The following is a 24504-nucleotide window of genomic DNA, read 5'->3' as shown; positions in this document are numbered from 1 at the left end:
TACGACAGCGCCACATTCGCGTGCGATGAGAACGCCAGCGGCTTTGCCGGCCGGGACCTGTTGCGGGAGTTGGCCTCCAGTCACAACCACTGAAATCAGCCGGATTCCGAGGAGATCGGTTCTACTTATTGTCATGTCTTCCACCTCCACAGTCAGCGGCCTGCCCCCGATGGTCGCCGGCCGCCTCCGGAATACCAAACATTTTGTCGTCGACCCGATCTCGTTCCTCTCCGACTCCATGACCCACCACGGCGATGTCTTTCGGTTCCAACTGATCAACGGGAGCATGGTGGGGATCACCCATCCTCACCACATCAAGTACGTCTTGCAGGAGCGCATGGCGAACTTCACCCGCGAGACCCAGATGTACGACATCATCGAGCCGTTCGTGGGGCGAGGGCTGGCGACCATCGCCGACCACAACCGGTGGAGACGCAACCGGCGCCTCGTCCAACCGGCCTTCCACCACAAGAAGATCAGTGCGCTGAGCGAGATCATGGTGGCCGAGATCGACTCCATGTGTGACGAATGGGCCGAACACGCCCGCGCCGGACGGACGGTCGATATCGGTGAGCAGATGAGCCACCTCACGCTGCGGATCGTGGTGCGGGCGCTGTTCGGATTGGATCCCAACGGCCCGGAGGTCACCGGCTTCGCCCGCGCGACGCAGAAGGTGAACGCCGAGTTGGGGAAGTTCGTGCGAATGCCCCTGGTTCCCTTGAAGTTTCCGACGCCCAGCCATCGCCGTTTCTGGCGCGGGATCGCCGAAATGGATGCCATCGTCTACAAGGTGATCGACGACTTGCGCGACTCCGGCAGCGGTGGGCTGCTGTCTATGCTCATCAACTCCACGGACGCCGATACCAACGAGAAACTCACGGACCTGGAACTGCGTGACGAGGTCGTCACCATGCTCTTCGCCGGTCACGAGACCAGCTCCTCGGCATTGACCTCGGCCATACTGCTGTTGCAACTGCATCCGGATGTGCACCAGCGGCTGCGCGATGACGTTGACAGCGCCTTGACCGGCAGGCATGCCACCCTGGCCGACCTGCCCACGCTGCCTTACAGCAAGCATGTACTCGAGGAGGTGTTGCGGCTCAAACCGCCGGCATGGATGGGGCAGCGGCGCGCCGCCGAGGACGATGAGATCGGGGGCTACCACATCCCGGCAGGCACTCCGCTGATGTACAGCTTCTACCACGCGCACCGAAACCCCGAGTGTTGGGACCGGCCCGATACCTTCGACCCGGACCGCTTCGCCGCCGACGCGGTCGCCGGCCGTGACCGGAACTTGTGGCTGCCCTTCGGCGCGGGCGGACACCTCTGCATCGGCAATGCATTCGCGATGATGGAGATGCAGCTGGCGCTCTCGACCATAGTCAGCCGGTTCGAGCTGACCATCGACAACCCGGACCTCACACCGATCTCCGCGCTGACCCTCAACACCAAGTTCCCGGTTATCGCGACGGTGACCGAACGGCAATAGCCTTGTGAAGAGTTGGTTGGAAGCAGCCGAATCACCAAGGAAGGAAATGGGTTACACGGCAGGCGGGAGAAAAGGATTACGGCTGCGTGCTCCTCAACGGCGCCGACCAGGCCGAGGCCGCCAACCATCTCCTCACCGCAATCGGCATGATCGAACTTGTCCGTGTCGAGAAAGCCCGGACCACTTACCGCCACCCCCACCGCGACGACATCGTGTCAGCGTCGACACAGTCACCAAAGCCGGAACCTTCGTCGAAACCGAGGTCACCGCAACGGAAACCGTCGCAGCAACCACCCATCTCGAACAGGTCGAGATCGAACTCGGAATCGTATGCGACCTGGTACTCCTTCGTATCTGGTTCAGATTGTTTCCGAGACGACGGTGATCACGGCCGTGATCTGGTCCAGTTCGCGCGGTATCGCACCGCCGAAATGGATCAGGCCGGGCGCGATCACCGCGTCCGCGTTCATCTTCCGAGTCAGGGCGACCAGTTGTGCCACCGGATTGTCGGTCTTGGCGCTGAAGGCAACGGTTTTGGTGAGGTTGTAGCCGAGACGCCCGGCTAGGCTCCGGATCTGGGTTTCGTCCCACCCCTGCCGTATTCCGGATACATCGCTGCGGAGATAGCCGATCGCGGTTGGAGCGAATTTCATGGCGGGCGCCTCGGAGTTTGCGGTTTGGATCTACAGGTGAACCAGGCGCGGTGCCGCGCCCGCGGTGCGGATACGGGTGCCGGCCTCGCGGGTGAGTTCCCTTGTGCTGCCCAGCAATCCGTCCAGGATCAGGACGCGACGGATGTGCCGCTGTAGGTCGTGTTCGGCGGTGAAGCCGATACCGCCGAGTGTCTGCTGACAGTGTCGAGCCGCGATCAGTGCCGCGCGTCCGGCGGCGGCCTTGGCCAGCAGCGCGCCGAACTCGTCGTCGGCGGCCGTGAGGGTGGCCTCGGCGCCTTCGATGGCGACCAGCGTCTCGGCGAGGCGGTGCCGGATCGCCTGGAACGACGCGACGGGACGGCCGAATTGCTTGCGGTCCAAGGCATGTCGGCGGGCCAGCGACAGCATGACGCGGCTGCTGCCGAGCAGCCACCAGGCCAGGGCACGACGACCGGCCGCCACCCTGATAGTGGTTCCGGTCCGCACCGGGTGCAGGGGGAGTTCCTCGTCGACCGTGGTGCCGGGCCGATCGGCACGCTCCCAGACGACCCACGACCCGCCCGCGAACGGCAGTGGGTGCGTGGCCCCGAGGGACGTACCGGCGGCGTGGGCGATGACATCGTTGAGCAGTGGCGCGTGCGCACCGGTTTCGCCGAGCAGTCGGAACACCAGAGGTATTGCCACGTCCGGCATTTCGGTGAGCAGATCGGGCCAGCCGAGGTCGGTCAGCGCCTGATCGAGTTGCTGACCCGACGTCGCCAGCATCGTCTTGCGCAGCGTGTCGGTGAGCAGTTCGAGCTCGGCGGTATCGGTATCGATGCTGGTCACGACTTACTCCTTGCCCAAGTCGAGCAGACGGCGCGCGATGATATTGCGCTGGATCTCGGCCGTGCCGCCGTAGATGGTGGCCGCGCGCGAATAGAGGAATTCGGTACGCAATTCCGGATCGGTCAGCTCCACCGCACCGGGCAGCACATCGCGCATGGTGTCGAACAGTTGCTGTTCGGCACCGGCCAGCAGCACCTTGTCGATCGAAGTTTCCGGTCCGAGATGCTCACCGGCGGCCAACCGCTGCTGGGTCAGCCGGGAGCGGCAGCGCAACGTATGCAGTGCCAGATACGCGGCGCCGAGGTCGGCGTCGTCGGCCACCGTGGCCGCGGTCGCCAAGCGATCGAGCCGGGTGAACAGATAGGCGCCGCGGTGCCAGAAGCAGGTGGAGCGCTCGTGCGGGAGCAGATCCATCGCGACCTGCCAGCCGTCGCCGGGCCGCCCGAGCATGCGGTCGCCGGGCACCACGACATCGTCGAAATACACCTCGGCGAATTCGTCGACGCCGTGCATCGTGCGCAGCGGGCGCACCGTTATGCCGGGGGAGTTCATATCGAGGAAGAATGCGGTGATCCCGTCGTGTCCGGGGGCCGTGCGGGTCAGCAGGACGCAGCGCGCCGAGTACTGGGCCAGACTGGTCCACACCTTCTGGCCGTTGACCACCCAATCATTCCCGTGCGCAACGGCTTTCGTTGTCAGCGAGGCGAGATCGCTGCCCGAACCCGGCTCCGAGAAGCCCTGGCACCACTGCTCGCGGCCCGACAGCAGCAACGGCACCATTTCCGCCGCCAGCTCCGGGCGCGCATACGAAATCATCGTGGGCGCAAGCACTTCGACCATCGAATAGAGTCCGGGCTCGGCCAGGTCGCGGGTGGCGACCTCCTCACCGAGAATCGCGCGGAGTATTGCGGGACCGCCGAGCCCGCCGATCTCGGCGGGCCAGCCGTAGCGCATCCAGTCCGCGTCGTAGAGGGCACGGCGCACGCGGGCCAACTGCGCGACCTGACCGTCCAGCGAATGATCCGGACCGGGGGACAGATCGTGCTCGTCCAGCCAGGTCCGCACACCGGACCGGAATTCGGACAGGTCCATGGTCATCCGCGGGTGTTCTCGAAGGCGTGTGGGATGCCCGAATCGTGCACGCCGCTGCGGCGGATGAAGGTCATCCGGCGCGTCTTCAGCCGCCATCCCGCTTCGGTTCGCACGATGCTGTCGGTGTAGTAGCCGATGCGCATATCGTGGGTGCTGTGGTCGATGAAGCACAGCGGCTGGGTACCCGCGGCGGTGTCTCCATCGATATCGAGAACCGGTGTGCCCGTGAGGAATAGCCCCGTCGGCGCGGCCGCGACCAGCTCCGGGAACAGGTCGAGGGTGTAGGTGTCACCGAATGCGCTGTAGGTGCCGTCGGGGGTGAATACCGCGAGCAGGCCATCGATATCGCCCTTGGTGATCGTCACCGCGTAGCGGGCCAGCAGCTGCTGGATCTCCAGCAGATCATCATTTCTGGACATGGACCTTGCCGCCTTTCATGACGAACCGCACGTTCTGGGTGACGGTGATGTCGCGCAACGGATCTCCCGGCACGCCGATGATGTCGGCCAGCTGTCCCTCGGCCAGCCGCCCGCGGTCGGTGACATCGATCAGTTCGGCCGCGCGCACGGTCGCCGCGCGCAGGACATCGATCGGGCTCATGCCGCGATCGACCAGTGCCACCAATTCGTCGGCGTTGCGGCCGTGCGGGATCGCCGGTGCGTCGGTGCCGACCGCGATCTTCACTCCGGCCTCGTAGGCCGCCCGGACCGAGGTGCGGGCCTTCGGGAACATCTCGGCGGCCTTGGCCTGCAATGCCGGATCCGCCTTGGACACATCCATCGCATCGGCGAGCCGGGTGGTCGGCACCAACCAGGTGCCTGCCGCCACCATCATCTTGATCGCCTCGTCGTCGATCAGGAAGCCGTGCTCGATGCAGTCGATCCCGGCCTCGACGGCATGTTTGACCGCCTCCGCCCCGTGCGTGTGGGCGGCGACCTTGAGCCCGCGCCGGTGCGCCTCGTCGACGATCGCGCGCAGCTCCTCGTCCGAATAGTGTTGCGCCCCAGGTGCTCCGGTGAGCGACATGACGCCACCGGAGACGCAGATCTTGATCAGCTGCGCACCGTGCTTGATCTGGTACCGCACCGCCTTGCGCACCTCGTCGACGCCGTTGGCGATGCCCTCCTCGAGGGTCAGCTTCAGCACGTCGGGAGCGAAGGCGGAGAACATGGTCGGATCCAGGTGGCCACCGGTGGGTGTGATCGCGTGGCCCGCCGGGACGATCCGCGGGCCCTCGATCCAGCCCGCGTCGATCGCCTTGCCGAGCGCCACATCCAGCAGGTAGCCGCCGGTCTTCACGAACAGTCCGAGGTTGCGCACGGTGGTGAAACCGGCTCGCAGCGTGCGGCGGGCATTGCCCACCGCACGCAGCATGCGCAGTGCCGGATCGTCTTTCACACTGGAGGCCAGGCCGGTCTCGCCGCGACCGCCCATGAGGAGGTTGACCTCCATATCCATCAGGCCGGGCAGCAGCACCACCTCACCCAGATCGATGACCTCGTCGGCGTCGTCCGCGCTCGCGCCGACGGCGACGATCCGATCGCCGTCGATGCGAACGATGCCGGGTCGGATTATCTCGCCGGTGTCGATATCGAGTAGACCGGCCGCCTTCAGTGTCAGCATGGGTCAGACCACCGGCTCCTTGATGACATCGAGGTAGGCTGCGCCGGAGTCGGGTACCCGCGGCTGCTTCCACACCTCGATCGGGAACGACACCATCACCAGCGACTGCAACAGGTGGAACAGATGCCGGGCGTCGTCGGGCAGCTCGGACCACTCGAACTTGTCGCAGTAGTCCAGCGCCGACTGCAGGCGCGGGAAGACGGTGTCGTACAGGTCCTGCATCTCCTCCATCGGGGAGGCAAGCCGCTTGGCGTAACGCTCGGGCTCGGTGGCCAGGATCCAGTCCGAAAACCGGTCCAGGTCGGCGAATTCGGCGGGCAGCGCCTTCTCAGTTGTTTCGGGCATCGCGGTACTCCTTGACGATCTTCTGAACGGTGAGGTGCAGGTGGCGCAGCAGCACTTCCTGGTCGTTGAGCGGGAATTCGGTGATCACACCGGTCTCGAGCATGGTCTGGGTCGCTTCGAGGGTGTTGGCATCCTGCAGCGCGTATTCCTTGAAAGTGACCGCCGCCAGTTCCTTGCCGAGACGTTCATGCGCGCTCTTCGACGGCACGAAGTACAGATTCGCCTCGAAGATGTGCTTGTTCACCGCGGTCGGCCAGTAGTGGTAGGTCAGGTACCAACCCGGCGCCCAGATGAGGATGCCGAAGTTGGGGAAGACCTCGAATTCGTCGATGCCCCAGGCCTTGTGGCCGGCGGGGTTGACACCGGACGGCAGCGGATCCAGGCCCTCGATATCGGGCCGATCCCACGGACCGAACAGGCCGCTGCGCAGCTCCCGCTCGATCGGCTTGACCATATTGATGTCCTTGGGTGGGGCCATACCGCCCCACGAGGACACCATCGAATGCGGGGTCCAGCACTCGTAGTGCAGTGCCTCGAAGCCGACATTGAGCAGCTTGTCGGCCTCGTCCTTGACCGCCTGCTTCATATGCAGCACCGGCGCGTGGTAGAACTCGGCGAAGGCATCGATGAACAGCTTCCAGTTGCTGCCGATCTCGGCCTTGTAGCTGTAGACCTCGGTCATCTCGTGGAAGGGATAGCCCTCCAGGCCCTTCGCCCATGCCCCGAGGTACCCCTCCAGCGGCTGAGCGTCGTCGTCGAGGTTGATGAAGATGAAGCCTTCCCACACCTCGCAGCGCACGGCCTTGAGCCCGAACTTGCTCTTGTCGAGGTCGAAGAATTCCTTCTCCTGCTGGACGAAGGTGGCCTCGCCCTCGAGGCTGTAGCGCCAGGCGTGGTATTTGCAGGTGAACTGTCGGCAGCTACCGGCGGTCTCCTCGCCCGGGAAGTCGTCCCAGACCAGTTTGTTGCCGCGGTGCCTGCAGATGTTGTAATAGGCCCGCACCTGCTGATCGTGGTCCTTGACGATGATCATCGAGGCGTTGACGCAGGCCAGCTCCCTGGTGAAATAGCTACCGACACGGGGCAGCCGCTCCACCCGGCCGACATTGAGCCAGCTCTTCTTGAAGATGGCTTCCTGCTCGTCCTTGTAGAACTGGGGATCGGTCGAGTCGGTGAAGTCGACCATCTCGGTGCCGAGCTCGGGATAGTTCTCCGTCCAGCTGCCCGCCGTCGGTTTGGTGAAGTGTGGCAAGGGATTTACCTTTCAGGGTCGGGCTGTACGCCGAAGGTGTTGAGCGCGATGGCCAGCAGGATGTAGCCGCCGACCGTGAAAACCAGATCCATGCGCTGCTTTTCATCGAGTCGTTCGGCAAGTGCCGCCCAGGTCTGGTCGGACAGTTCGGATTTGTCGTCGAGTTCGTCGACGGCGGTGAGGACGAGGCGGTCGAAATCGTCGGCGGCCTCGCCGCGGGTGACGGCCTCGATTTCGTCGAGCGTGAGTCCGGCATCCTGGCCGAACCGCAGATGATGGGCCCACTCGTAGGCACAGCCGCGCCGGTGGGCGACCCGCAGGATCGTCAACTCGCGCACCCGGGGCGGCAGCGTGGACCGGAACAGCAGGTAGACGCTGAATCCGAGATAGGCCTCGGTCAGGTCCGGGTGCCGGGCCAGCGGTCCCATGGCGGGGCCTGCTCCTTCCGCATTGCGGATCGCGCGCGGCAGTAGCGCCTTGAAGGCGTCGCGGGTCCGGTCGTCCCATTGCTCCGCGGGCAACGGCGGCAGACGCATTCCTGTCCTCCTCTCGTGAGAATTAGATTCTCTAAAACTGAAGACTAGATTTCCATGTACGGATGCGATAGTCAACGTCGGCGTTGTAACCGGGCGAAATCCCAGCTGATGACGTGGTCCGGCGTCAGCCGCAGCCAGCCGTGGCGGCCGTCGTACCGAAACGGCTGCCCGCCCATGTACTTGTCGGCGAACAGCCGCTCCGGTTCGTCGAGTTCCTCGACCGGTGTGCCGGTGCGCGGCGTTTCGCCGACCACTTCGACGCGTCCGCGCAGTTCGACGCCGCGCAGCTGCAGAAAGTCGGTCCCGCCGTCGTCGACGATCGCGCTGATCCGTGGATCGCGGGTGATATCGGTCCATCGCTGGCTGCGCACCAGCGAATTCAGCCACAGGGCCGTGCCGTCCCAGGCGAACCACAGTGGGCTCGTATGCGGGTGTCCGCCGGGGCCGACGGTGGCGATCCGGCAGATCGGCTGGCTCTGCAGGAAGGTGTCGCGTTCGGTGGCGGTCATCGCGATCGCCCGTGCTCGTCGCTGCTCAGTCATGCTCATCTTCCGATCAGATGTTGATTCTCCTAGAATGAGAATATAATTTTCTGATAGCGAGAGCGTAATGACTGGCGAGGCCAGCCCGAGTGGAAAGGAGATTCACCATGACGGCGCCGATTCGTCCCGGTGAACAGTTCGCCAGCACCGTATGCGGCACGCGGGTGGTGGTGGTCCGGGCGCCCGCCGACGCTCGGCCGGAAATCGCGTGCGGTGGCGCGCCCATGGTGCCCGCGGCCTCGGCCCCGCCCGGGAAATCGGCTGGGGCGGATGCGGTCACGTTGATCGGGAAACGCTATGTCGACGCCGCGGAGACCGTCGAGCTGCTGTGCACCAGTTCGGGCACCGGCGAGCTGACCTGCAACGGGACCGCGATGACCCTCAAGGCCGCCAAAGCGCTGCCTGCCTCCGACTGAAAGGGGTTGCCGGTGCGCGACGACACGAACGTCGGAGGCATGAATTTCGAACTCACCGAGGATCAGCGGCTGATCCGCAGCACGGTCGCCGAACTCTGCCGCAAGTTCGACGACCAGTACTGGATGGAAAAGGATCAGGCGCACGAATTCCCGACCGAGTTCTACAACGCCATCGCCGAGGGTGGCTGGCTCGGCATCACCATCCCGGAGGAATACGGCGGACACGGGTTGGGCATCACCGAGGCCACACTGCTGGCCGAGGAGGTGTCCCGATCGGGTGGCGGCATGAACGCGGCCAGCTCGATCCACATGTCGATCTTCGGCATGCATCCGGTGGTCGTACACGGGTCAGCGGAATTGAAACAGCGGACGCTGCCGCGCATCGCTACCGGTGATCTGCACGTGTGCTTCGGTGTCACCGAACCCGGCGCGGGCCTGGACACCACCCACATCACCACCTTCGCGCGCCGCGATGGCGACCACTATGTCGTCAACGGTCGCAAGGTATGGATCTCCAAGGCGATGGAGTCGGAGAAGATCCTGCTGCTGACCCGCACCCAGCGCTACGACGAGGTCACCAAGAAGACCGACGGCATGACGCTGTTCCTCACCGACCTCGATCGCGCGCACGTCGATATCCGGCCGATCGCGAAGATGGGCCGCAATGCCGTCACCTCCAACGAGGTGTTCATCGACGGGCTGCGCATCCCGGTCGAGGACAGAGTGGGGGAGGAGGGCAAAGGATTCAGCTATCTGCTCGACGGCCTGAATCCCGAGCGCATGCTGATCGCCGCCGAGGCACTCGGGCTGGGACGGGTCGCACTCGACCGGGCCACCAAATATGCCAAGGAGCGAGTGGTATTCGGCAGGCCGATCGGCATGAACCAGGGCATCCAATTCCCGCTGGCCGATTCGCTGGCCCACCTGGATGCCGCGGAATTGGTGCTGCGCAAGGCAACCTGGCTCTACGACAACGGGAAATCGTGCGGACGTGAGGCGAACACCGCCAAATATCTGTGCGCCGACGCGGGATTCACCGCCGCCGACCGGGCGCTGCAGACCCATGGCGGCATGGGTTACGCCGAGGAATACAACGTATCCCGCTATTTCCGGGAGGCCCGCGTCATGCGGATCGCCCCGATCAGCCAGGAAATGATTCTGAACTACCTGGGCTCCCACACGCTGGGCCTACCCAGAAGCTATTAGCAGAGGCAGGAAATTACCGAATGGCAGCCAAGAACGGACTTTTCGAGCTGATCGGGCGGGCCGCAATGGTCACCGGCGCGGCCGGCGGTATCGGCTCCGCGGTGGCGCAGGCCCTCGCTGTGCAGGGCGCGGCGGTGCTGGTCACCGATGTCGATGCGGACGCGGCCGCGGCCGTCGCCGAGAAGATCACCGGAAACGGTGGCAGCGCGGCGAGTTTCGCCCTCGACGTGTCCGACCGGGCGGCCGCCGACGCCGCTGCGGCCAAGGCGGCCGAATTGGCCGGCGGCACACTGCATATCGTGGTGAACAACGCCGGGGTCACCGATCCGCACATGTTCGCCGATACCAGTGCCGACTCGATGCGGCGCCTGTTCGAGATCCACACGCTGGGCACCTTCAACTGCTCGCAGGCGGCCTTGCCGTATCTGCCGACCGACGGTACCGGGCGCATCATCAACGTCACATCATCGGCTGGGCTGGTCGGCACGCTGGGGCAGGTCAATTACTCCGCGGCCAAGGCGGCGATCATCGGCATCACCAAATCCCTTGCTCGCGAATTGGCGCGCAAGAACATCCTGGTGAACGCCCTGGCGCCGCTGGCGGCCACGCCGATGACCGAGACCATACGCACCGGCGACAAGTTCGCGGCGCAGATGCTGAACCGAATTCCGTTGCGGCGCTGGGCCGATCCGGCGGAGGTGGCCGGCGCCTTCGTCTTCCTCGCCTCCGACGCCGCCTCCTTCGTCACCGGGCAGGTGCTGCCGGTGGACGGCGGCATGGTGATGTGATGCCGGATACGGCGCAAGCGGGACCGTTGGCGGGTATTACCGTCGTCGCCCTGGAACAGGCGGTGTCGGCGCCGATGTGCACCCGCACACTCGCCGATTTCGGCGCCCGCGTGATCAAGATCGAAAATCCGGACGGTGGCGACTTCGCCCGGTATTACGACGATGTGGTCGAGGGGCAGGCGGCGCATTTCGTCTGGGTCAACCGCGGCAAGGAATCGGTGACGCTGGATCTGAAAACGCCTGCGGGCGTGGCCATTCTGCATCGCCTGCTGGATCGGGCCGAGGTACTGGTATCGAATCTGGCGCCGGGTGCGACCGACCGGCTCGGACTCGCACCGGCGGATCTGGCCGAGCGGCATCCGGATCTCATCGCGGTATCGATCGACGGATTCGGCTCGGGTGGGCCGCTGTCGCACAAGCGCGCCTACGACCTGCTGGTACAGGCCGAATCGGGGGTGTGTGCGGTCACCGGATATCCGGATGCCCCGGCGAAACCGGGCCCGCCGATGGCCGATGTCATCACGGGACAGTATGCGGCGCTGTCGATTCTGGCATCGCTGTGCGGACGGCAGCGTCGGGGATCCGATGCGGGCGCGACGATCGCGGTCAGCCTGTTCGACACCATGGCCGATGTGATGGGCTATCACCTCACCTATGCCAGGCACTCCGGAATCGATATGCAACCGCTGGGCATGAGCTCGGCGGCGGTCGCGCCCTACGGCGCCTACCGCACCGCGGACGGGCAGACTGTGGTGATTGGCACCACCAACGATCGGGAGTGGCAGCGGCTGGCCCGCGACATCATCGACCGCCCCGACCTGGCCGACGATGAGGACTTGCGCACCAATCCGGACCGCTGTAAGCGGCGCGACCTTCTCGACGAAGCCATCGGATCCTGGTGCGCCCGACACGATCTCGCGCGGATTCAGGAGCTCGCCGACGCCGCCGGGATCGGCAACTCCCGTTACAACCTGCCCAGCGAGGTCATCGCCCACCCGCAACTGTCGGCCCGCGATCGCTGGCGCAGCATCGACACCCCGTCCGGCCCGATCCCGTCGCTGCTGCCACCGGCCATTGTCGACGGATTCGATCCGCCCATGGGCGCGGTTCCGGGTCTCGGTGAGCACACCGACGCCGTGTTGTCCGAAATCGGTTGCGGTGGTTCGGAAATCGCCGAACTTCGCGCGGCGGGTGCAATCGGTCCGGCATATCGGCAACCCGCGGAGCGGGCATGCTGAGGTCGCTGCTGACCGAGGACCGTGACGGCGTACGAACCTTGACCCTGAATCGGCCTGATCGCAAGAACGCGATCGATGCCGAACTGTGGCAGGCGCTGGCGGATGCGCTGCGGGCCGCCGCGGCCGATCGTAGCGTGCGAGCACTGGTGCTCACCGGAGCCGGTGGCGCGTTCTGTTCCGGCGCCGACATTTCGGTGCCCGATAACGGGCATCCGATCTATCGCATGCGGGCATTGACCGATGTGGCGTTGCTGCTGCACGAACTGCCGATGCCGACGGTCGCCAAGGTCAGCGGCGTTGCCGTCGGCGCCGGATGGAATCTGGCGCTCGGCTGCGATCTGGTGGTCGCCACGCCCGAATCCCGTTTCTCGCAGATCTTCGCCCGCCGCGGCCTTTCGCTGGACCTGGGCGGCTCTTGGCTGCTACCGAAACTGATCGGGCTGCAACAGGCCAAGCGGTTGGCATTGCTGGGCGAGATGATCGACGCCGAACAGGCGCGGGAACTGAACCTGGTGACGTGGGTGGTTCCCGCAGACGAAATCGACGCCTACGTCACAGATCTCGGCGCGCGGCTGGCGGCAGGTCCGCCGGTGGCGCTGGCGCAGACCAAGGCACTGCTCAACGCGGGCGCTGACCACACCTTGCGCGAAGCACTCGTCGGCGAGGCCGCCGCGCAGGGCCTCAATTTCGCCACCTCGGACGCCCCGGAGGCATTCGCGGCCTTTGCCGAGAAACGAGAACCGCAGTTCGACGGTCGCTGGACCGTGCACAGACCACCGGTCCGCGGCGCGGACCGATCCGAACAGGGGAGTACAGCAGATGCGTGAGGTAGTCATCGCCGCAGCGGTGCGGACCGCGATCGGCAAACGCAATGGCAGACTGTCGGGTACGCATCCCGCCGATCTGTCGGCGATCGTGCTCAATGCGCTGGCGGGCCGCACGGGCATCGACCCGGCGGTCATCGACGACGTCATCTGGGGTTGTGTCTCCCAGGTCGGCGACCAGTCCAGCAATATCGGGCGCTACGCGGTGCTCGCCGCGGGCTGGCCGGAAACCATCCCGGGCACCACGGTGAACCGGGCCTGCGGATCCAGCCAGCAGGCCCTGGATTTCGCCGCGCAGGCGGTGGCATCCGGTGCGCAGGAGGTCGTGGTCGCGGGCGGGGTCGAGGTGATGAGCCGGGTGCCGCTGGGCTCCGCGCGCGCCGACGGCATGCCTTACGGCCCGAAAGCTCTTGCCCGCTACGACAATTTCGCGTTCAACCAGGGCATCTCCGCCGAATTGATCGCGCAGAAATGGGGTTTCGACCGCACCCGGCTCGATGAGTTCTCGGTGCTGTCGCACGAACGGGCCGCCGCCGCCCAGGATCGCGGCGCGTTCGAGGAGCAGATCGTCGCCGTCGCAACCGATTCCGGGACGGTGATCGCCGACGAGGGCATCCGGCCCGGCAGCACGGTCGAGAAACTGGCCGGGCTGAAACCCGCCTTCCAGGCCGATGGCGTCATCCATGCGGGTAACTCGTCGCAGATCTCCGACGGCGCCGCGGCGCTGTTGGTGACGACCCCGGAAAAGGCGCGCGAGTTGGGGCTTACGCCGTTGGTGCGGTATCGGGCCGGTGCGGTCACCGGCGCCGATCCGGTACTCATGCTGACCGGTCCGATTCCGGCCACCGAGAAGGTATTGCGCAAGGCCGGTGTCGGACTGTCGGAGGTCGGCGTCTTCGAGGTGAACGAGGCATTCGCCCCGATCCCGCTGGCCTGGCTGGCCGAAACCGGCGCCGACCCGGACCTGCTCAATCCGCTGGGCGGCGCGATCGCCCTCGGCCACCCGCTCGGCGGCTCCGGCGCCGTACTGATGACCCGGATGATCCACCACATGCGCGACAACGGAATTCGCTACGGCCTGCAGACCATGTGCGAGGGCGGCGGCACCGCCAACGCCACCGTCGTCGAACTCGTGCACTGAAGGAGCCGACCGTGCGCCGAGACATTTTCACCGAAGACCACGAGGCATTCCGGCAGCTGGCCCGCGAATTCATCGATAAGGAGGTGGTGCCGCACTACCCGGACTGGGAGCGGGCCGGGCAGATGCCGCGCGAAATCTTCGGGCGGATGGGCGAACTCGGCTTGCTCGGTACCGCGATCCCCGAGGAATACGGGGGCGGTGGCATGCGGGACTACCGGTTCAACGCCGTGCTGCAGGAGGAGGCCTACCGCGCACTCGTCACGCTCAGTACCGTCCGCACCCAGATCGACGTGATCCTGCCCTACTTCTTGGAATACGCCGACGCCGAGCAGCGCGAGCGCTGGTTTCCGGGTCTGGCCTGCGGCAAGCTGCTGACGGCGATCGCCATGACCGAGCCTGGCACCGGCTCCGATCTGGCCGGTGTGCGTACCACCGCGGTTCGCGACGGCGAGGAGTACATACTCAACGGCGCCAAGACATTCATCACCGGTGGTCTGCTCGCGGATCTGGTGATCGTGGTGGCCCGCACATCGTCCGATCCGGACAACCGGCGCGCGGGCCTGAGCTTGATCGTGGTGGAAAGCGGCCGAACCGGATTCACCAAGGGACGGGTCTTGGACAAGCTGGGCTGCAAGGTGCAGGACACGGTGGAGCTGGCATTCGACAATGTGCGCGTCCCGGTGGCGAACCGGCTCGGGGCCGAGGGGCAGGCGTTCGCCTATCTCGGCCACAACCTCGCCCAGGAACGGATAACGGTCGCCGTCGGATCGGTGGCGCAGGCCAGGTCCGCGATCACCGCCACGATCGAATATGTGCAGCAGCGCAAGGTTTTCGGCCAGCCGGTGGCGGCCTACCAGAACACGAAATTCGAGCTGGCCGCGCTGTCGACGGAAGTGGAGGCGGCCCAGACCATGGTCGATCGGGCGGTGCTGGAATTGGTCGACGGGCAGCTCTCGGGCGCCGATGCCGCGCGGGTCAAGCTGTTCTGCACCGAGGTACAGGCGCGGGTGGTTGACCGCTGCTTACAGCTGTTCGGCGGCTACGGCTACATGACGGAATATCCCATCGCGCGGCTCTATGCCGATGCACGTGTCGCCCGCATCTACGCCGGTACGAGTGAGGTTATGAAAATGATCATAGCCAAATCGCTCGGACTGTGACCCAACGCAAAAATTGGACCATCTGAGACCCTTGTCACAGTCGTGAAACCAACCTACTGTGTCTTCAGTAGGTTGATCGAACGAAGGAGTTCGGTGTCCGATCCCGAAGCCGGTACCCCGCGGCCATATGAGACGTTGCTAGCCAAAGGTGAGTACCGCAAGCTGCAGATTCTCGCCGTCGCACAGCGACTGCTCACGCGCAACGGCTGGCGTAATACGACGCTGGCGCAGATCGCGCGGGAGGCCGGGGTCAGTACGGCCGGGGTGCTGCATCACTTCGAGTCCAAGGAGCAACTGCTGCATGCGGTACTCGAGGCTCGCGATACCGACGACGAACTTCATTCCGACCGCCGAGGCGATCTGATCGAGCAGGTCGAACACGTCGCCGAGCGGTTCCGGCGTTCGCCGGATCTGGTCGGCATGTTCACAGTGCTGCTCGTCGAGAATCTCGACCCGGATGCGCCGCTGCACGATCGCCTGCTCGGTCGGTACCGAAACGCCGTCGCCACCGTCGCCGGCGGTATCCGCCGCGGCCAGCGCGCAGGCCGCTACCGCACCGATCTGGACCCTGCCGTCAAGGCTGTGGAGATAGTCGCATTTCTCAACGGGATGGAAACCTCATGGCTGCTCGACCCCTCGATACCACTGAACCGGGTATTCACGGAGTACGTCCGCTCGCTCGAGCGCGAGCTCATGCCCGCAAGCACCCTCTGAGATATCGGCTGGCGGTCATCGCCCCCGATATCGCCGATGTGGTGCGGTACTCGGGAGGTTGGCTATTCGACCGCGCGATGGCCGGGTGGGAGGTGACGGTCTGCGTGGGCGACGTCGCCGATATCCGACCGCTGCGGATCCTCGGGGCAACCGTGCTGGATCTGGAGACCTCGATGGCATCGCTATCGGATGCCGGTGTGTGGCCGAACGGAATGGCAATCGCCGCAGAGCTTTTCGAATCCGATCCGCGGGTCCGCCAAGGGGTGCTGAAGAATATCGAGGACCGGTCATTCGAGGTGACGGTGTGGGGCGCTGCCTGTCCGAGTGAACTCGATTGCCGGACCGCGGGAGTACAGCACCGGCTGAGCGTGGCCGCGCGAGCGTTCAAGGCACGGGCACTGGCGGCATTGGCGCAACCGGTCGACGTGCTCGACGATGTGGAGATGTTCCGCTGCAGTGAAACCCAGGATCACCTGGCGGCTGATCTGCTTCCGGTGGGGTGAGCTGAAAACGGAAAGCCCGGTGCCCGAGCACCGGGCTCTCGGCTCGTTCGGACGGCTTACGCCGAGAGGTCGAGCAGGATTTTCCCGACTGCCCGGCCATCGGCGACCAGGCGTAGTGCGGTGGCGGCCTCGGTGAGCGGATACACCGCGCTGATATGCGGAAGTACCCGGCCGGTGGTCAGCAGATCCCGCAATTCGTCCTCGTTGCGGCGGAATTCGACCAGGTCCAGGTCTTGGAATTGGAAGCCGAGGACGTGTATTCCCTTGACCAGCACGAGATTCAGCGGGATCCGCGGAATCTCGCCGGAGGCGAAGCCGACGGTGACGAACCGCCCGCCGCGGCGCAGCGACCGCAGCGCGGGCTCGGATAGTCGGCCGCCGACCGGGTCGATGACGGCGTGGGCGCCGCCGGGCGATGCTTCCTTCAGCGCAGCACGCAGGTCACCGCTGGTGTGATCGATCAGCCTGCTGGCACCGTGCGCGGCTGCGGCGCTGAGCTTTTCGGCGGAGGACGCGACCGCGGTGACCTCGGCCCCCAACTGCACCCCGAGTTGCACCGCCGCCAGCCCGACTCCGCCACCGGCCCCGAGTACGAGCAGCCGGTCCCCGGGCTGCACTCGAGCCACCGAACGCAGTGTGTGATACGCCGTCCGGTATGCGACGCCGAACGCAGCCGCACAGTGGTCGTCGACTCCGTCGGGGATGCGGCCGAGTCCCACGGCGGGGACGGTGACCTCTTCCGCGAACGCCCCGACGATCCCGGTGCCGGTGACCCGGTCACCGATGGCGAATTCGGTGACGTCGTCGGCGGTTTCGGTGACCGCACCGGCGAATTCGCTGCCGGGCACGAACGGTGTCGGCACCTTGATCTGATATTCGCCCGCGATCACCAGAACATCCGGGAAATTGACCGCGGCCGCGCCGACCCGCACTCGAACCTGTCCCGATTCGAGTGCGGGCGCCGCACGGTCTTCGATGCGCACGACCTCCGGTGGCCCGTAGGCCGGGCAGATCACCGCGCGCATCTACCGGCCTCGCCAGTTCGGCGTGCGCTTCTCGGCGAAGGCGCGGGCGCCCTCCTTGGCGTCTTCGCTGCCGAATACCAACGCCTGCCACTTGCCGAGTCGATCGGTGGCCGCGGCCGCATCCGAAACCGCAAGGCGGGCCAGCTCTTTCGAAGCGGCCAGCCCGAGTGGCGCGTTGGCGGCGATCCGCTCGGCTATGGCCAGTGCGGTCGAGAACACGGCATCCGGTTCGGCCACCGCGTTCACCAGACCGATCCGCTCGGCGCGCTCGGCGTCGACGAGATCACCGGTCAGCAGCAGTTCGAGTGCGATGCCGAGCGGGATCCGGGTGCCGATGAAGGTTCCGCCACCACCGGCGAAGAGTCCCCGCTTGACCTCGGGGAAGCCGAATTTCGCCGCCGCGGAAGCCACGATCAGATCGCAGCCGAGCAGTAGTTCCAGTCCGCCGCCGACGGCGCTGCCATTGGCCGCGCCGATCACCGGCACGCTCACCTGCCCCTTGGCCAGCCGGCCGTAGGCCTCGGCTTCCGCGCCGCTGCCGAAGTCTTCGCCGCCGGCGAAAGCGCGCAGATCCATTCCGGAGCAGAAGGCGCGATCACCGGTGCCGGTGAGCACGACGGCCCGCACCAGCGGATCGGCCTCGGCCGCGATGATCGCCGCGCCGATTCCGCGCATCATGGTGCCGGTCAACGCATTTCGCGCATCCGGACGGTTGAGCCGGACGACCATGACCGGGCCGTGCCGGTCGAGTACGAACTCCGCGTCGCTCATGACTCCGCCTCGCTGGCGCTCGGCTCCGTCACGACCGACAGGTCGGCTGTGTTGATTGTTCGCTCGCTGCGCTCGCTCATGACTCCGCCTCGCCGGCGCTCGGCTCCGTCACGACCGACAGGTCCGCTGTGTTGATTGTTCGCTCGCTCATGCCTTGTACTCCGTACTCTCGGCCAATTCGGCGGCGGCGCGCATGGTGTCGACCACGATCGGGCCGAACGCCGCCAGCTTGACGTCGCCCTTGGCGCGTTGGAAACCGCGCTCGAGCACGATGGCCAGCTTCCACTTGGCCAGGATCAGGTAGTAGTCGATATCGTCGACCTGGCGTCCGGACACCTGTGCGTAGTGCGCGAGCATCTGGTCACGCGAGGGCATGTACTGCATATTGGCGTAGCCCTTGGTGGCAACGGCCGGATCGCTGGTGTCCTCCGGCCACCCCTGCAGCATCCAGCCCAGATCGAGCTTCGGATCACCGACCGTCCCCATCTCCCAGTCCACCAGCGCCGCGAGCCGCGCCGGTCCGCCGTGCTGGAACATCACATTGGCGAACTGGTAGTCGCCGTGCATCAGGCCGGGGATGTAGTCCAGCGGGCGGTGGGTGCGCAGCCATTCGGTGGCCACGTCCATACCGTCGAGCGTGCGCGCGCCATCGATCTTGTCGTAGAAGCTCAGCCACCGCGACACCTGTCGCTCGTGGTAGCCGTCCGGGCGGCCCAGATCCTGCAGGCCCTTCGCCTGCCAATCCACCTTGGACAGCAACGCGATTCCCTCGGCCAGTTGATAGCCGAGTCCGGCCCGCGCCTGGAGGTCGGAGTCGAACGGCTCCGGCCAGACACCGCGATGGTCCATCGGCGACCAGCCGTCGACGAAGCCCATCAGGTAGAAGGTGCGGCCGAGCACGTCGGAGTCGGTGCAGACGCCGACGGCGGCGGTATGCGGGACATCGGTGCCGTCGAGGGCCTCGATGATCCGCCACTCGCGCAGAATGCCCGCATCCCGATCGGCGGGCGCCTCGGCAGGTGGGATGCGCAGAACGCTGACGTGTTCGCCGCGGCGGATCTGATAGATCTCGTTCTGGGTTCCGCCGGACAGGAAGCGGGTTTCGAGGGGTTCGCCCTTACCGGGCAGGCCCTGGCCGTCCATCCAATCGGCGAGCCGGGCGGTATCGATGCTCACTGGTTCCCTACTTCGTGCTCGAGATATTCGGCGAACTTCGCCCGGGCGGCTTCCTGCTTTCCGGGAATCCATTCCGTGGGCCACATGCCGTCGGTGGGCTCGTAGTCGCGCAGCACCTGCTTGGCCACCGTGGTCTTGTGCACCTCGGTCGGCCCGTCGGCCAGCCCCATGACACCGGCTCCGTGGATCATCCGGAAGAACGGCATCTCGTTGGTGGTGCCCAAGGCACCGTGCACTTGCATTGCGCGCCAGGCGATATCGTGCAGCACCGTCGGCATGACGATCTTGGCCGCGGCAATGTCTTTGCGGACCTTCTTGTAGTCGTTGTACTTGTCGATCTTCCAAGCGGTATGCAGTACGAAAAGCCGGAACTGGGCCAGCTGGGCGTAGGAATCGGCGATGTAGCCCTGTACGAACTGCTTATCGGCCAACCTGCTGCCCGCGGTGGTACGCGACAGGGCTCGCTCGCACATCATGTCGATGGCCTTCTGCGCGAGCCCGATGGTGCGCATCGCATGATGGATGCGGCCGCCGCCGAGGCGGGTCTGCGCGATGACGAAGGCCTGGCCCTCGCCGCCGAGCAGGGATTCGGCGGGCACGCGCACGTTCTGGTAATGGATGAGTGCGTGGCTGCCGTCGTTCATCGGCTCGCCGTAGAGGCCGACGTTGCGCACGATATCGATGCCCGGGGTGTCCGTCGGCACCAGGAACATCGACATGCCCTGGTAGGGGCTGACGTCCGTATTCGTCACGGCCATCACGATGAGGAATGAGGCGGTTCTGGCGTTGGAGGAGAAGTACTTCCAGCCGTTGATGATCCAATCGTCGCCGTCGCGCACCGCCCGGGTCTGGAACTGGGTCGGATCGGCGCCGGCCTGCGGTTCGGTCATCGAATAGCTGGAGAACAGCTCACCGTCCAGCAGTGGCTGCAGGTAGCGCTGCTTCTGGTCGGCCGTCCCGTAGTGGGCGATGATTTCAGCGTTGCCGGTATCGGGCGCCTGACAGCCGAAGACGATCGGCGCCCAGGACGAGCGGCCCAGAATCTCGTTCAGCAGGGCCAGTTTCAGCTGTCCATAACCTTGGCCGCCGAGGTCCGGGCCCAGATGCGTGGCCCACAGACCCTGACGCCGCACCTCCTCTTTGAGGGGCTGGATCGCCTTGCGCCGTGTCCCGTCGAGGGGCACGAACTGCTCGTGCTCCCAGACCAGATCGAGTGGTTCGACTTCCGCGCGCACGAACTCGTCGGCCCAGTCCAGCTTCTTCTGATAGTCCGGGTCAGTCTCGAAATCCCATGCCATTGCATCTCCTCTCGCTTGATGAGAATACGCTTCTCGTGAAGCGGAATGCAATTCTTCCAGGAATTTCGAGCCGAATGGAGGTCGTCGCGTGAGAGCCGAGGATCAGTTCCATATCGGGATCGTCGCGGCGGACTTCGAGGCCACCGCGGCGACGCTGTCGGCGGTACTCGGATACGAGTGGGGGCCTGAGGTCGGCGGGCCGGTCTCGGTGGACCTGCCCGACACCCGGACGGCGGTCCTGGAGTTGAAATGCCGATACTCCACGACCGTGCCGCGGCTCGAGATTGTGCGTAGTGTCGCGGGCACGCTGTGGGAACCCGCGGGGGCAGCCGGACTCCACCACGTCGGGTACTGGTCCGACGACGTGGCCGCCGATGCTGCCGACCTGGTCCGGCACGGCTATGTCACCGAGGCCACCCGGCCCGGCGTCGACGGGCGGCTGTTCTTCGCATTTCTGCGCGGGGCCGACGGCTTTCGGGTGGAACTGGTCGACCGGGCCGCGGAATCGAGCCTGGCCCAATGCTGGGCCACGCCCACAACCGATAGGAGCGACACGTGACAACAGTGGGTATTGCGACGGGCGCGGGTCGCGGTATGGGCTACGCCTGTGCACAACGACTGGCCGAGATGGTCGACATACTGCTCCTGGTGGATCGGGACGCGGCTGCCGCGGCCGCCGCGCGGGAACATTTGGCCGAAAAAGGCGGTGCCACAGTCGAAGCGGTGGAGCTCGACGTCACCGACGTCGAAGGGCTGGCGCGGCTCGCCGAGCGGGTGGATCGGCACGGCACACTGCGCGCCGTCGCCCATGCCGCTGGTATCTCTCCGACGATGGGTGACTGGCGCCGGATCTTCACCGTCGATCTGATCGGGACGGCGCTGCTCGCGCAGGCGCTGCGCCCGTTGGCCGTAACCGGCACGGCCATGGTGTGTTTCGCTTCGATGGCACCGCTGCTCGATCCTGTCGCGCCGGACCCGGCCGGCCTCGCGGTTGTGGACGATCCGCTCGATGAGAAGTTTCTCGAGCGCATCCACGATGCGCTCGGCCCCGCCGTCGAGGATCCCGGTCTCGCCTACAGCTGGGCGAAACGGGGCGTGCACCGCTTCGTGGCATATGAGGCGGTGCGCCTCGGCCCAGCCGGCGCGCGCATCTGCTCGGTCTCACCCGGCATCATCGACACTCCGCAGGGGCTCCAGGAAGCCGACAATCATCCGAGCATGGCGGCGCTTGTGCAGCGAACACCATTGCGGCGCAGGGGTTCCGCGGACGAAGTCGCCGCCGCCGTCGCATTCGCGCTGTCGGACCAGGCGAGCTTTCTCAACGGTGTCGACCTGCTCGTGGACGGCGGCGCTATGGCGGCGGTGCGGACAGGCGGTTAGGCCCTGGTGCCCGCGCCGCAAACAGCAACGCGGGCAACGGGATTGCTACACCTTAAGCAGCCGGGCGAGGTTGCCGCCCATGATCTTCGCCTGGTCGTGGCCGCAACCGCGATCGTGGCGCTGGTGATCGCGGTGCTGATGCGCCACGGCCGCAAACCCGCCACCGGCGGCGTGTAGTCGACCGGCGCGGTCAGCCGCTGATCCGTGCTCCCGAGTCGAAGCCCCACAGCGCCAGCGTCATCAGCAGATTGACGCAGATCATGACGGTGATGCTGGCGCGCATCGCACGACCGGCGGCAATGCCGACGCCCACCGGACCGCCCGCGGAGTAGTAGCCGAAGTAGCACTGGATGGTCGTGGTGATGACGACGAAGACGACAGCTTTCGCCAGTGAATACCCGACATCGGTCGCGCTGAGCACCATGCGGAAGTAGTGGTCGTACGTGCCGGGCGATTGGCTGCCCGCGACGCCGATGGCTACCTCGGCCGCGACGAAATTCATTGCCAGACAGACGAGATAGAGCGGAACGATGGCGGCCACCGAGGCCATGAGCCGCGTGGTCACCAGGTAGGGGATGGACCGGATGGCGAGTGTTTCCATCGCGTCGATCTCCTCGGCAATGCGCATGGCGCCGAGTTGGGCGGTGAATCGACAGCCCGCCTGTGACGCGAAGGCGATGGAAGCCATGATCGGGGCCAGTTCGCGCGTCGACGCGGTCGCCGAGACCAGACCTGTCGCCGGGCCGATGCCCAGCAATTTCAGCGCGCTGTAGCCCTCGATCCCCACCAGCGCCCCGCCGCTCGCGCCGAGCACGACAATAATGCCCGCCGTACCGCCGCCGACGATGAGAGACCCGTTGCCCCAGGTGATGTCGGAGATCAGGCGCAGTAGTTCCCTGCGGTAGTGGCGCAGGACGATCGGAATGGAGGCGAGCGCGCGCAGGAAGAATATGGCCATATGCCCGAGGCGCATGGCCCCGTGCAGTGGTGCGTCGGCAACGCGGAGCACCTGCCTGATGTGCAGTGGATAGTACGGCGCGGCCATCTCAGAGCGCCTGCCGCGGGAAGAGCATGGTGTACATCTGGGTGAAGCCCACGTTCACCACCATGAGCAGCACGATCGAGGCCACCACGGTGGCGTTGACCGAATTCGCGACCCCGCCGGGACCGCCCTTGGTGCTCAGTCCCTTCTGGCACGCGACGACGGTCACGATGAGCCCGAACACCACGGCCTTGACCACCGCCAGATACATATCGCCGATGCGGGCGAACGAGGAGAAGGTGGCGATGAAGCTGCCGGGTGTACCGCCCTGGACATAGACATTGAACATATATCCGGCGAGGAATCCGACGAAGGCACTCAGCCCGGTCAGCCCGACGGCGACCAGCACTCCGGCGGCCACCCGCGGCACCACCAGCTTGCGCAGCACCGAAACGCCCATCACCTCGAGTGCGGCGATCTCTTCGCGGATGGTGCGCGAACCGAGATCGGCGCAGATCGCCGAGCCGACCGCCGCCGCGAGCAGCATCGCCGTGACCACCGGCGCCGCCTGGCGGATGACGGCGAGACCACTGGCCGCCCCGGCCAGCGAGGTCGCGCCGACCTGACCCGCGATCAGCCCGAATTGAATCGAGAGGGTCGCGCTGATCGGCAACGCGACCGCGACGGTCGGCAGGTAGGAGGTTTTGATCATGAAAGCGGCCTGCTGTACGAACTCCTTGAACGCGAATTGGCCTGTCGCTATATCGATTACGAGATACTGCACGGCTCGCACACCCAGAATGAACTGGGCGCCTACGGTATCGAGCGATGCGACGGGATGTCGGTGCAGATAACCGCGTCCCCAGTTCCTTATCCGCGTGACCGACGGTGCGGAGGATTGATCGATCACATCACACCAACTCCACTTTGCCGGCCAGCCAGCTGTCGCCGACCCGTTCCATGGTCATGACCATGCGGCTGCGATCGATCCGCGGATCGGGGCTCACCGAGTTGGTGACCTCCTGATCGATGAACAGCATCACCTCGACGCGGTCCTTCGTCGCCGACTTGATACTGGAGCCCACCACCTTTCCCTTGCTCACCGCGTTGTTCTGGACCAGCAGCGTCTTCAGTTGGTTACTGGACTGGGTGTAGGTGTCCTTGAATTCACCGGTCGCACCACTGAGGACGGCGGCGAAATTCTGATCGATGTGCTGGGAATCGATGCTGGTCAGCGTGATCGCGTAGTTCTGCGCGGTGGTTGCGGCCTGCCGGGCCGCGGCATCGACCTCGTCGCGGTCGTGCAGTTTCCAGCCGAGAATGCCCGCAAGCACCGATGCCGATACCGCGACGACAGCGATGGCGCCGACGGCGGCGCGAGGTACCCAGCGACGCCGCCGAAACGGCGGTGCGGCCTCCTCGTCCACGACCGAGTCCTCGGCCACTGAATCCGAATCGGATGTCTCGGTAGCGGTTTCCGTCTCCAGCACTGGTTGCTTCATCGAAACTCCTGGCCTTCGTT

The 24504-nt window shown here is 65.7% G+C and carries 29 protein-coding genes; 13 read left to right on the top strand and 16 right to left on the bottom strand.

Features of this window, described 5'->3' with window-relative positions; translation table 11 throughout:
* Window positions 1-133: 133 nt before the first annotated feature.
* Window positions 134-1489: a cytochrome P450 gene (locus ACIBW7_RS21265; protein ID WP_397048743.1), complete on the top strand. Its 1356-nt coding sequence runs from the start codon at window positions 134-136 to the stop codon at window positions 1487-1489.
* 359 nt (window positions 1490-1848) lie between these two features.
* Here ACIBW7_RS21265 and ACIBW7_RS21260 read toward each other — a convergent pair whose 3' ends face one another.
* From ACIBW7_RS21260 to ACIBW7_RS21220, 9 genes are all read right to left on the bottom strand, one after another.
* On the bottom strand, window positions 1849-2142 hold the full coding sequence (locus ACIBW7_RS21260; protein ID WP_397048741.1) for a hypothetical protein: 294 nt from the start codon (window positions 2140-2142) through the stop codon (window positions 1849-1851).
* 30 nt (window positions 2143-2172) lie between these two features.
* Window positions 2173-2907: an acyl-CoA dehydrogenase family protein gene (locus tag ACIBW7_RS21255; protein WP_397049075.1), complete on the bottom strand. Its 735-nt coding sequence runs from the start codon at window positions 2905-2907 to the stop codon at window positions 2173-2175.
* Window positions 2908-2973: 66 nt separating this feature from the next.
* Entirely contained in the window at window positions 2974-4062 is a 1089-nt protein-coding gene (locus tag ACIBW7_RS21250) for an acyl-CoA dehydrogenase family protein (RefSeq protein WP_397049073.1), read from the bottom strand.
* Between the two features lie 2 nt (window positions 4063-4064).
* Window positions 4065-4481, bottom strand: coding sequence for a nuclear transport factor 2 family protein (locus ACIBW7_RS21245; protein WP_397048739.1), 417 nt, complete (start codon window positions 4479-4481; stop codon window positions 4065-4067).
* Window positions 4468-5685 (bottom strand): amidohydrolase family protein, encoded by a 1218-nt coding sequence (locus ACIBW7_RS21240; RefSeq protein WP_397048737.1) that lies wholly within the window; start codon window positions 5683-5685, stop codon window positions 4468-4470. Before ACIBW7_RS21240 ends, ACIBW7_RS21245 begins: the two co-directional genes overlap by 14 nt.
* A 3-nt stretch (window positions 5686-5688) precedes the next feature.
* Window positions 5689-6030 carry a hypothetical protein gene (locus ACIBW7_RS21235; RefSeq protein ID WP_357466308.1) on the bottom strand — a complete coding sequence of 114 codons (342 nt, stop codon included), beginning with the start codon at window positions 6028-6030 and terminating at the stop codon, window positions 5689-5691.
* Window positions 6014-7282 (bottom strand): aromatic ring-hydroxylating dioxygenase subunit alpha, encoded by a 1269-nt coding sequence (locus ACIBW7_RS21230; protein ID WP_397048734.1) that lies wholly within the window; start codon window positions 7280-7282, stop codon window positions 6014-6016. Before ACIBW7_RS21230 ends, ACIBW7_RS21235 begins: the two co-directional genes overlap by 17 nt.
* A 5-nt stretch (window positions 7283-7287) precedes the next feature.
* On the bottom strand, window positions 7288-7818 hold the full coding sequence (locus ACIBW7_RS21225) for a carboxymuconolactone decarboxylase family protein (RefSeq protein WP_040700288.1): 531 nt from the start codon (window positions 7816-7818) through the stop codon (window positions 7288-7290).
* A gap of 71 nt (window positions 7819-7889) precedes the next feature.
* A complete protein-coding gene (locus ACIBW7_RS21220) occupies window positions 7890-8360 on the bottom strand; it encodes a pyridoxamine 5'-phosphate oxidase family protein (protein ID WP_397048732.1) in 471 nt (156 codons plus the stop codon).
* Between the two features lie 107 nt (window positions 8361-8467).
* On the opposite strand from ACIBW7_RS21220, the gene ACIBW7_RS21215 reads away from it, so the two are divergent.
* The 9 genes from ACIBW7_RS21215 to ACIBW7_RS21175 all read left to right on the top strand — a co-directional run bounded on the left by ACIBW7_RS21215 (window position 8468) and on the right by ACIBW7_RS21175 (window position 16350).
* Window positions 8468-8776, top strand: a complete 309-nt coding sequence (locus tag ACIBW7_RS21215; protein ID WP_357466303.1) for a hypothetical protein — start codon at window positions 8468-8470, stop codon at window positions 8774-8776.
* Window positions 8777-8815: 39 nt separating this feature from the next.
* Entirely contained in the window at window positions 8816-9982 is a 1167-nt protein-coding gene (locus ACIBW7_RS21210; protein WP_397048729.1) for an acyl-CoA dehydrogenase family protein, read from the top strand.
* 20 nt (window positions 9983-10002) lie between these two features.
* On the top strand, window positions 10003-10770 hold the full coding sequence (locus ACIBW7_RS21205) for an SDR family NAD(P)-dependent oxidoreductase (protein WP_397048727.1): 768 nt from the start codon (window positions 10003-10005) through the stop codon (window positions 10768-10770).
* The gene (locus ACIBW7_RS21200; protein WP_397048725.1) at window positions 10770-12008 is read left to right on the top strand and encodes a CaiB/BaiF CoA transferase family protein; all 1239 of its coding nucleotides are present in this window, start codon (window positions 10770-10772) and stop codon (window positions 12006-12008) included. The genes ACIBW7_RS21205 and ACIBW7_RS21200 overlap by 1 nt, the downstream gene beginning before the upstream one ends.
* The gene (locus tag ACIBW7_RS21195; RefSeq protein ID WP_397048723.1) at window positions 12002-12835 is read left to right on the top strand and encodes an enoyl-CoA hydratase/isomerase family protein; all 834 of its coding nucleotides are present in this window, start codon (window positions 12002-12004) and stop codon (window positions 12833-12835) included. The genes ACIBW7_RS21200 and ACIBW7_RS21195 overlap by 7 nt, the downstream gene beginning before the upstream one ends.
* Window positions 12828-13973, top strand: a complete 1146-nt coding sequence (locus ACIBW7_RS21190) for a thiolase family protein (RefSeq protein WP_397048721.1) — start codon at window positions 12828-12830, stop codon at window positions 13971-13973. The genes ACIBW7_RS21195 and ACIBW7_RS21190 overlap by 8 nt, the downstream gene beginning before the upstream one ends.
* A gap of 11 nt (window positions 13974-13984) precedes the next feature.
* A complete protein-coding gene (locus ACIBW7_RS21185; protein WP_397048719.1) occupies window positions 13985-15133 on the top strand; it encodes an acyl-CoA dehydrogenase family protein in 1149 nt (382 codons plus the stop codon).
* A 93-nt stretch (window positions 15134-15226) separates the two neighbouring features.
* Window positions 15227-15847 (top strand): TetR/AcrR family transcriptional regulator, encoded by a 621-nt coding sequence (locus ACIBW7_RS21180; protein ID WP_397048717.1) that lies wholly within the window; start codon window positions 15227-15229, stop codon window positions 15845-15847.
* The gene (locus ACIBW7_RS21175; RefSeq protein ID WP_397049071.1) at window positions 15844-16350 is read left to right on the top strand and encodes a hypothetical protein; all 507 of its coding nucleotides are present in this window, start codon (window positions 15844-15846) and stop codon (window positions 16348-16350) included. The genes ACIBW7_RS21180 and ACIBW7_RS21175 overlap by 4 nt, the downstream gene beginning before the upstream one ends.
* 56 nt (window positions 16351-16406) lie before the next feature.
* On the opposite strand, the gene ACIBW7_RS21170 is transcribed toward ACIBW7_RS21175, so the two are convergent.
* The 4 genes from ACIBW7_RS21170 to ACIBW7_RS21155 form a co-directional block, all read right to left on the bottom strand.
* A complete protein-coding gene (locus ACIBW7_RS21170) occupies window positions 16407-17375 on the bottom strand; it encodes an NADPH:quinone oxidoreductase family protein (RefSeq protein WP_397048715.1) in 969 nt (322 codons plus the stop codon).
* On the bottom strand, window positions 17376-18146 hold the full coding sequence (locus ACIBW7_RS21165) for an enoyl-CoA hydratase-related protein (RefSeq protein WP_397048713.1): 771 nt from the start codon (window positions 18144-18146) through the stop codon (window positions 17376-17378).
* 147 nt (window positions 18147-18293) lie between these two features.
* Window positions 18294-19289, bottom strand: coding sequence for a phosphotransferase family protein (locus ACIBW7_RS21160; protein ID WP_397049069.1), 996 nt, complete (start codon window positions 19287-19289; stop codon window positions 18294-18296).
* A 29-nt stretch (window positions 19290-19318) separates the two neighbouring features.
* Entirely contained in the window at window positions 19319-20620 is a 1302-nt protein-coding gene (locus tag ACIBW7_RS21155; protein WP_397048711.1) for an acyl-CoA dehydrogenase family protein, read from the bottom strand.
* Window positions 20621-20708: 88 nt separating this feature from the next.
* Between ACIBW7_RS21155 and ACIBW7_RS21150 the strand changes: the two genes are divergently transcribed.
* Genes ACIBW7_RS21150 through ACIBW7_RS21140 form a run of 3 tightly spaced genes read left to right on the top strand, consistent with a single transcriptional unit; the run spans window position 20709 to window position 22177 of the window.
* A complete protein-coding gene (locus ACIBW7_RS21150; protein WP_397048708.1) occupies window positions 20709-21179 on the top strand; it encodes a VOC family protein in 471 nt (156 codons plus the stop codon).
* Entirely contained in the window at window positions 21176-22000 is an 825-nt protein-coding gene (locus tag ACIBW7_RS21145) for an SDR family oxidoreductase (protein ID WP_397048706.1), read from the top strand. The genes ACIBW7_RS21150 and ACIBW7_RS21145 overlap by 4 nt, the downstream gene beginning before the upstream one ends.
* 42 nt (window positions 22001-22042) lie before the next feature.
* Complete coding sequence (locus tag ACIBW7_RS21140; RefSeq protein ID WP_397048704.1) at window positions 22043-22177, top strand: hypothetical protein; 135 nt, start codon at window positions 22043-22045, stop codon at window positions 22175-22177.
* Window positions 22178-22190: 13 nt separating this feature from the next.
* Here ACIBW7_RS21140 and ACIBW7_RS21135 read toward each other — a convergent pair whose 3' ends face one another.
* The 3 genes from ACIBW7_RS21135 to ACIBW7_RS21125 are packed head-to-tail and all read right to left on the bottom strand — an operon-like array spanning window position 22191 to window position 24484.
* Window positions 22191-23045 carry an MlaE family ABC transporter permease gene (locus tag ACIBW7_RS21135; RefSeq protein WP_397048702.1) on the bottom strand — a complete coding sequence of 285 codons (855 nt, stop codon included), beginning with the start codon at window positions 23043-23045 and terminating at the stop codon, window positions 22191-22193.
* Between the two features lies 1 nt (window position 23046).
* Window positions 23047-23889 carry an MlaE family ABC transporter permease gene (locus ACIBW7_RS21130; protein WP_397049067.1) on the bottom strand — a complete coding sequence of 281 codons (843 nt, stop codon included), beginning with the start codon at window positions 23887-23889 and terminating at the stop codon, window positions 23047-23049.
* Window positions 23890-23893: 4 nt separating this feature from the next.
* Window positions 23894-24484, bottom strand: coding sequence for a hypothetical protein (locus tag ACIBW7_RS21125; RefSeq protein WP_397048700.1), 591 nt, complete (start codon window positions 24482-24484; stop codon window positions 23894-23896).
* Window positions 24485-24504: the final 20 nt, after the last annotated feature.

This window comes from Nocardia sp. NPDC049526 (genome assembly GCF_044465765.1).
Taxonomy (GTDB): domain Bacteria; phylum Actinomycetota; class Actinomycetes; order Mycobacteriales; family Mycobacteriaceae; genus Nocardia.
Note: the sequence above shows the minus strand (reverse complement) of the source record. Positions and strands in the feature narration are given on the sequence as shown.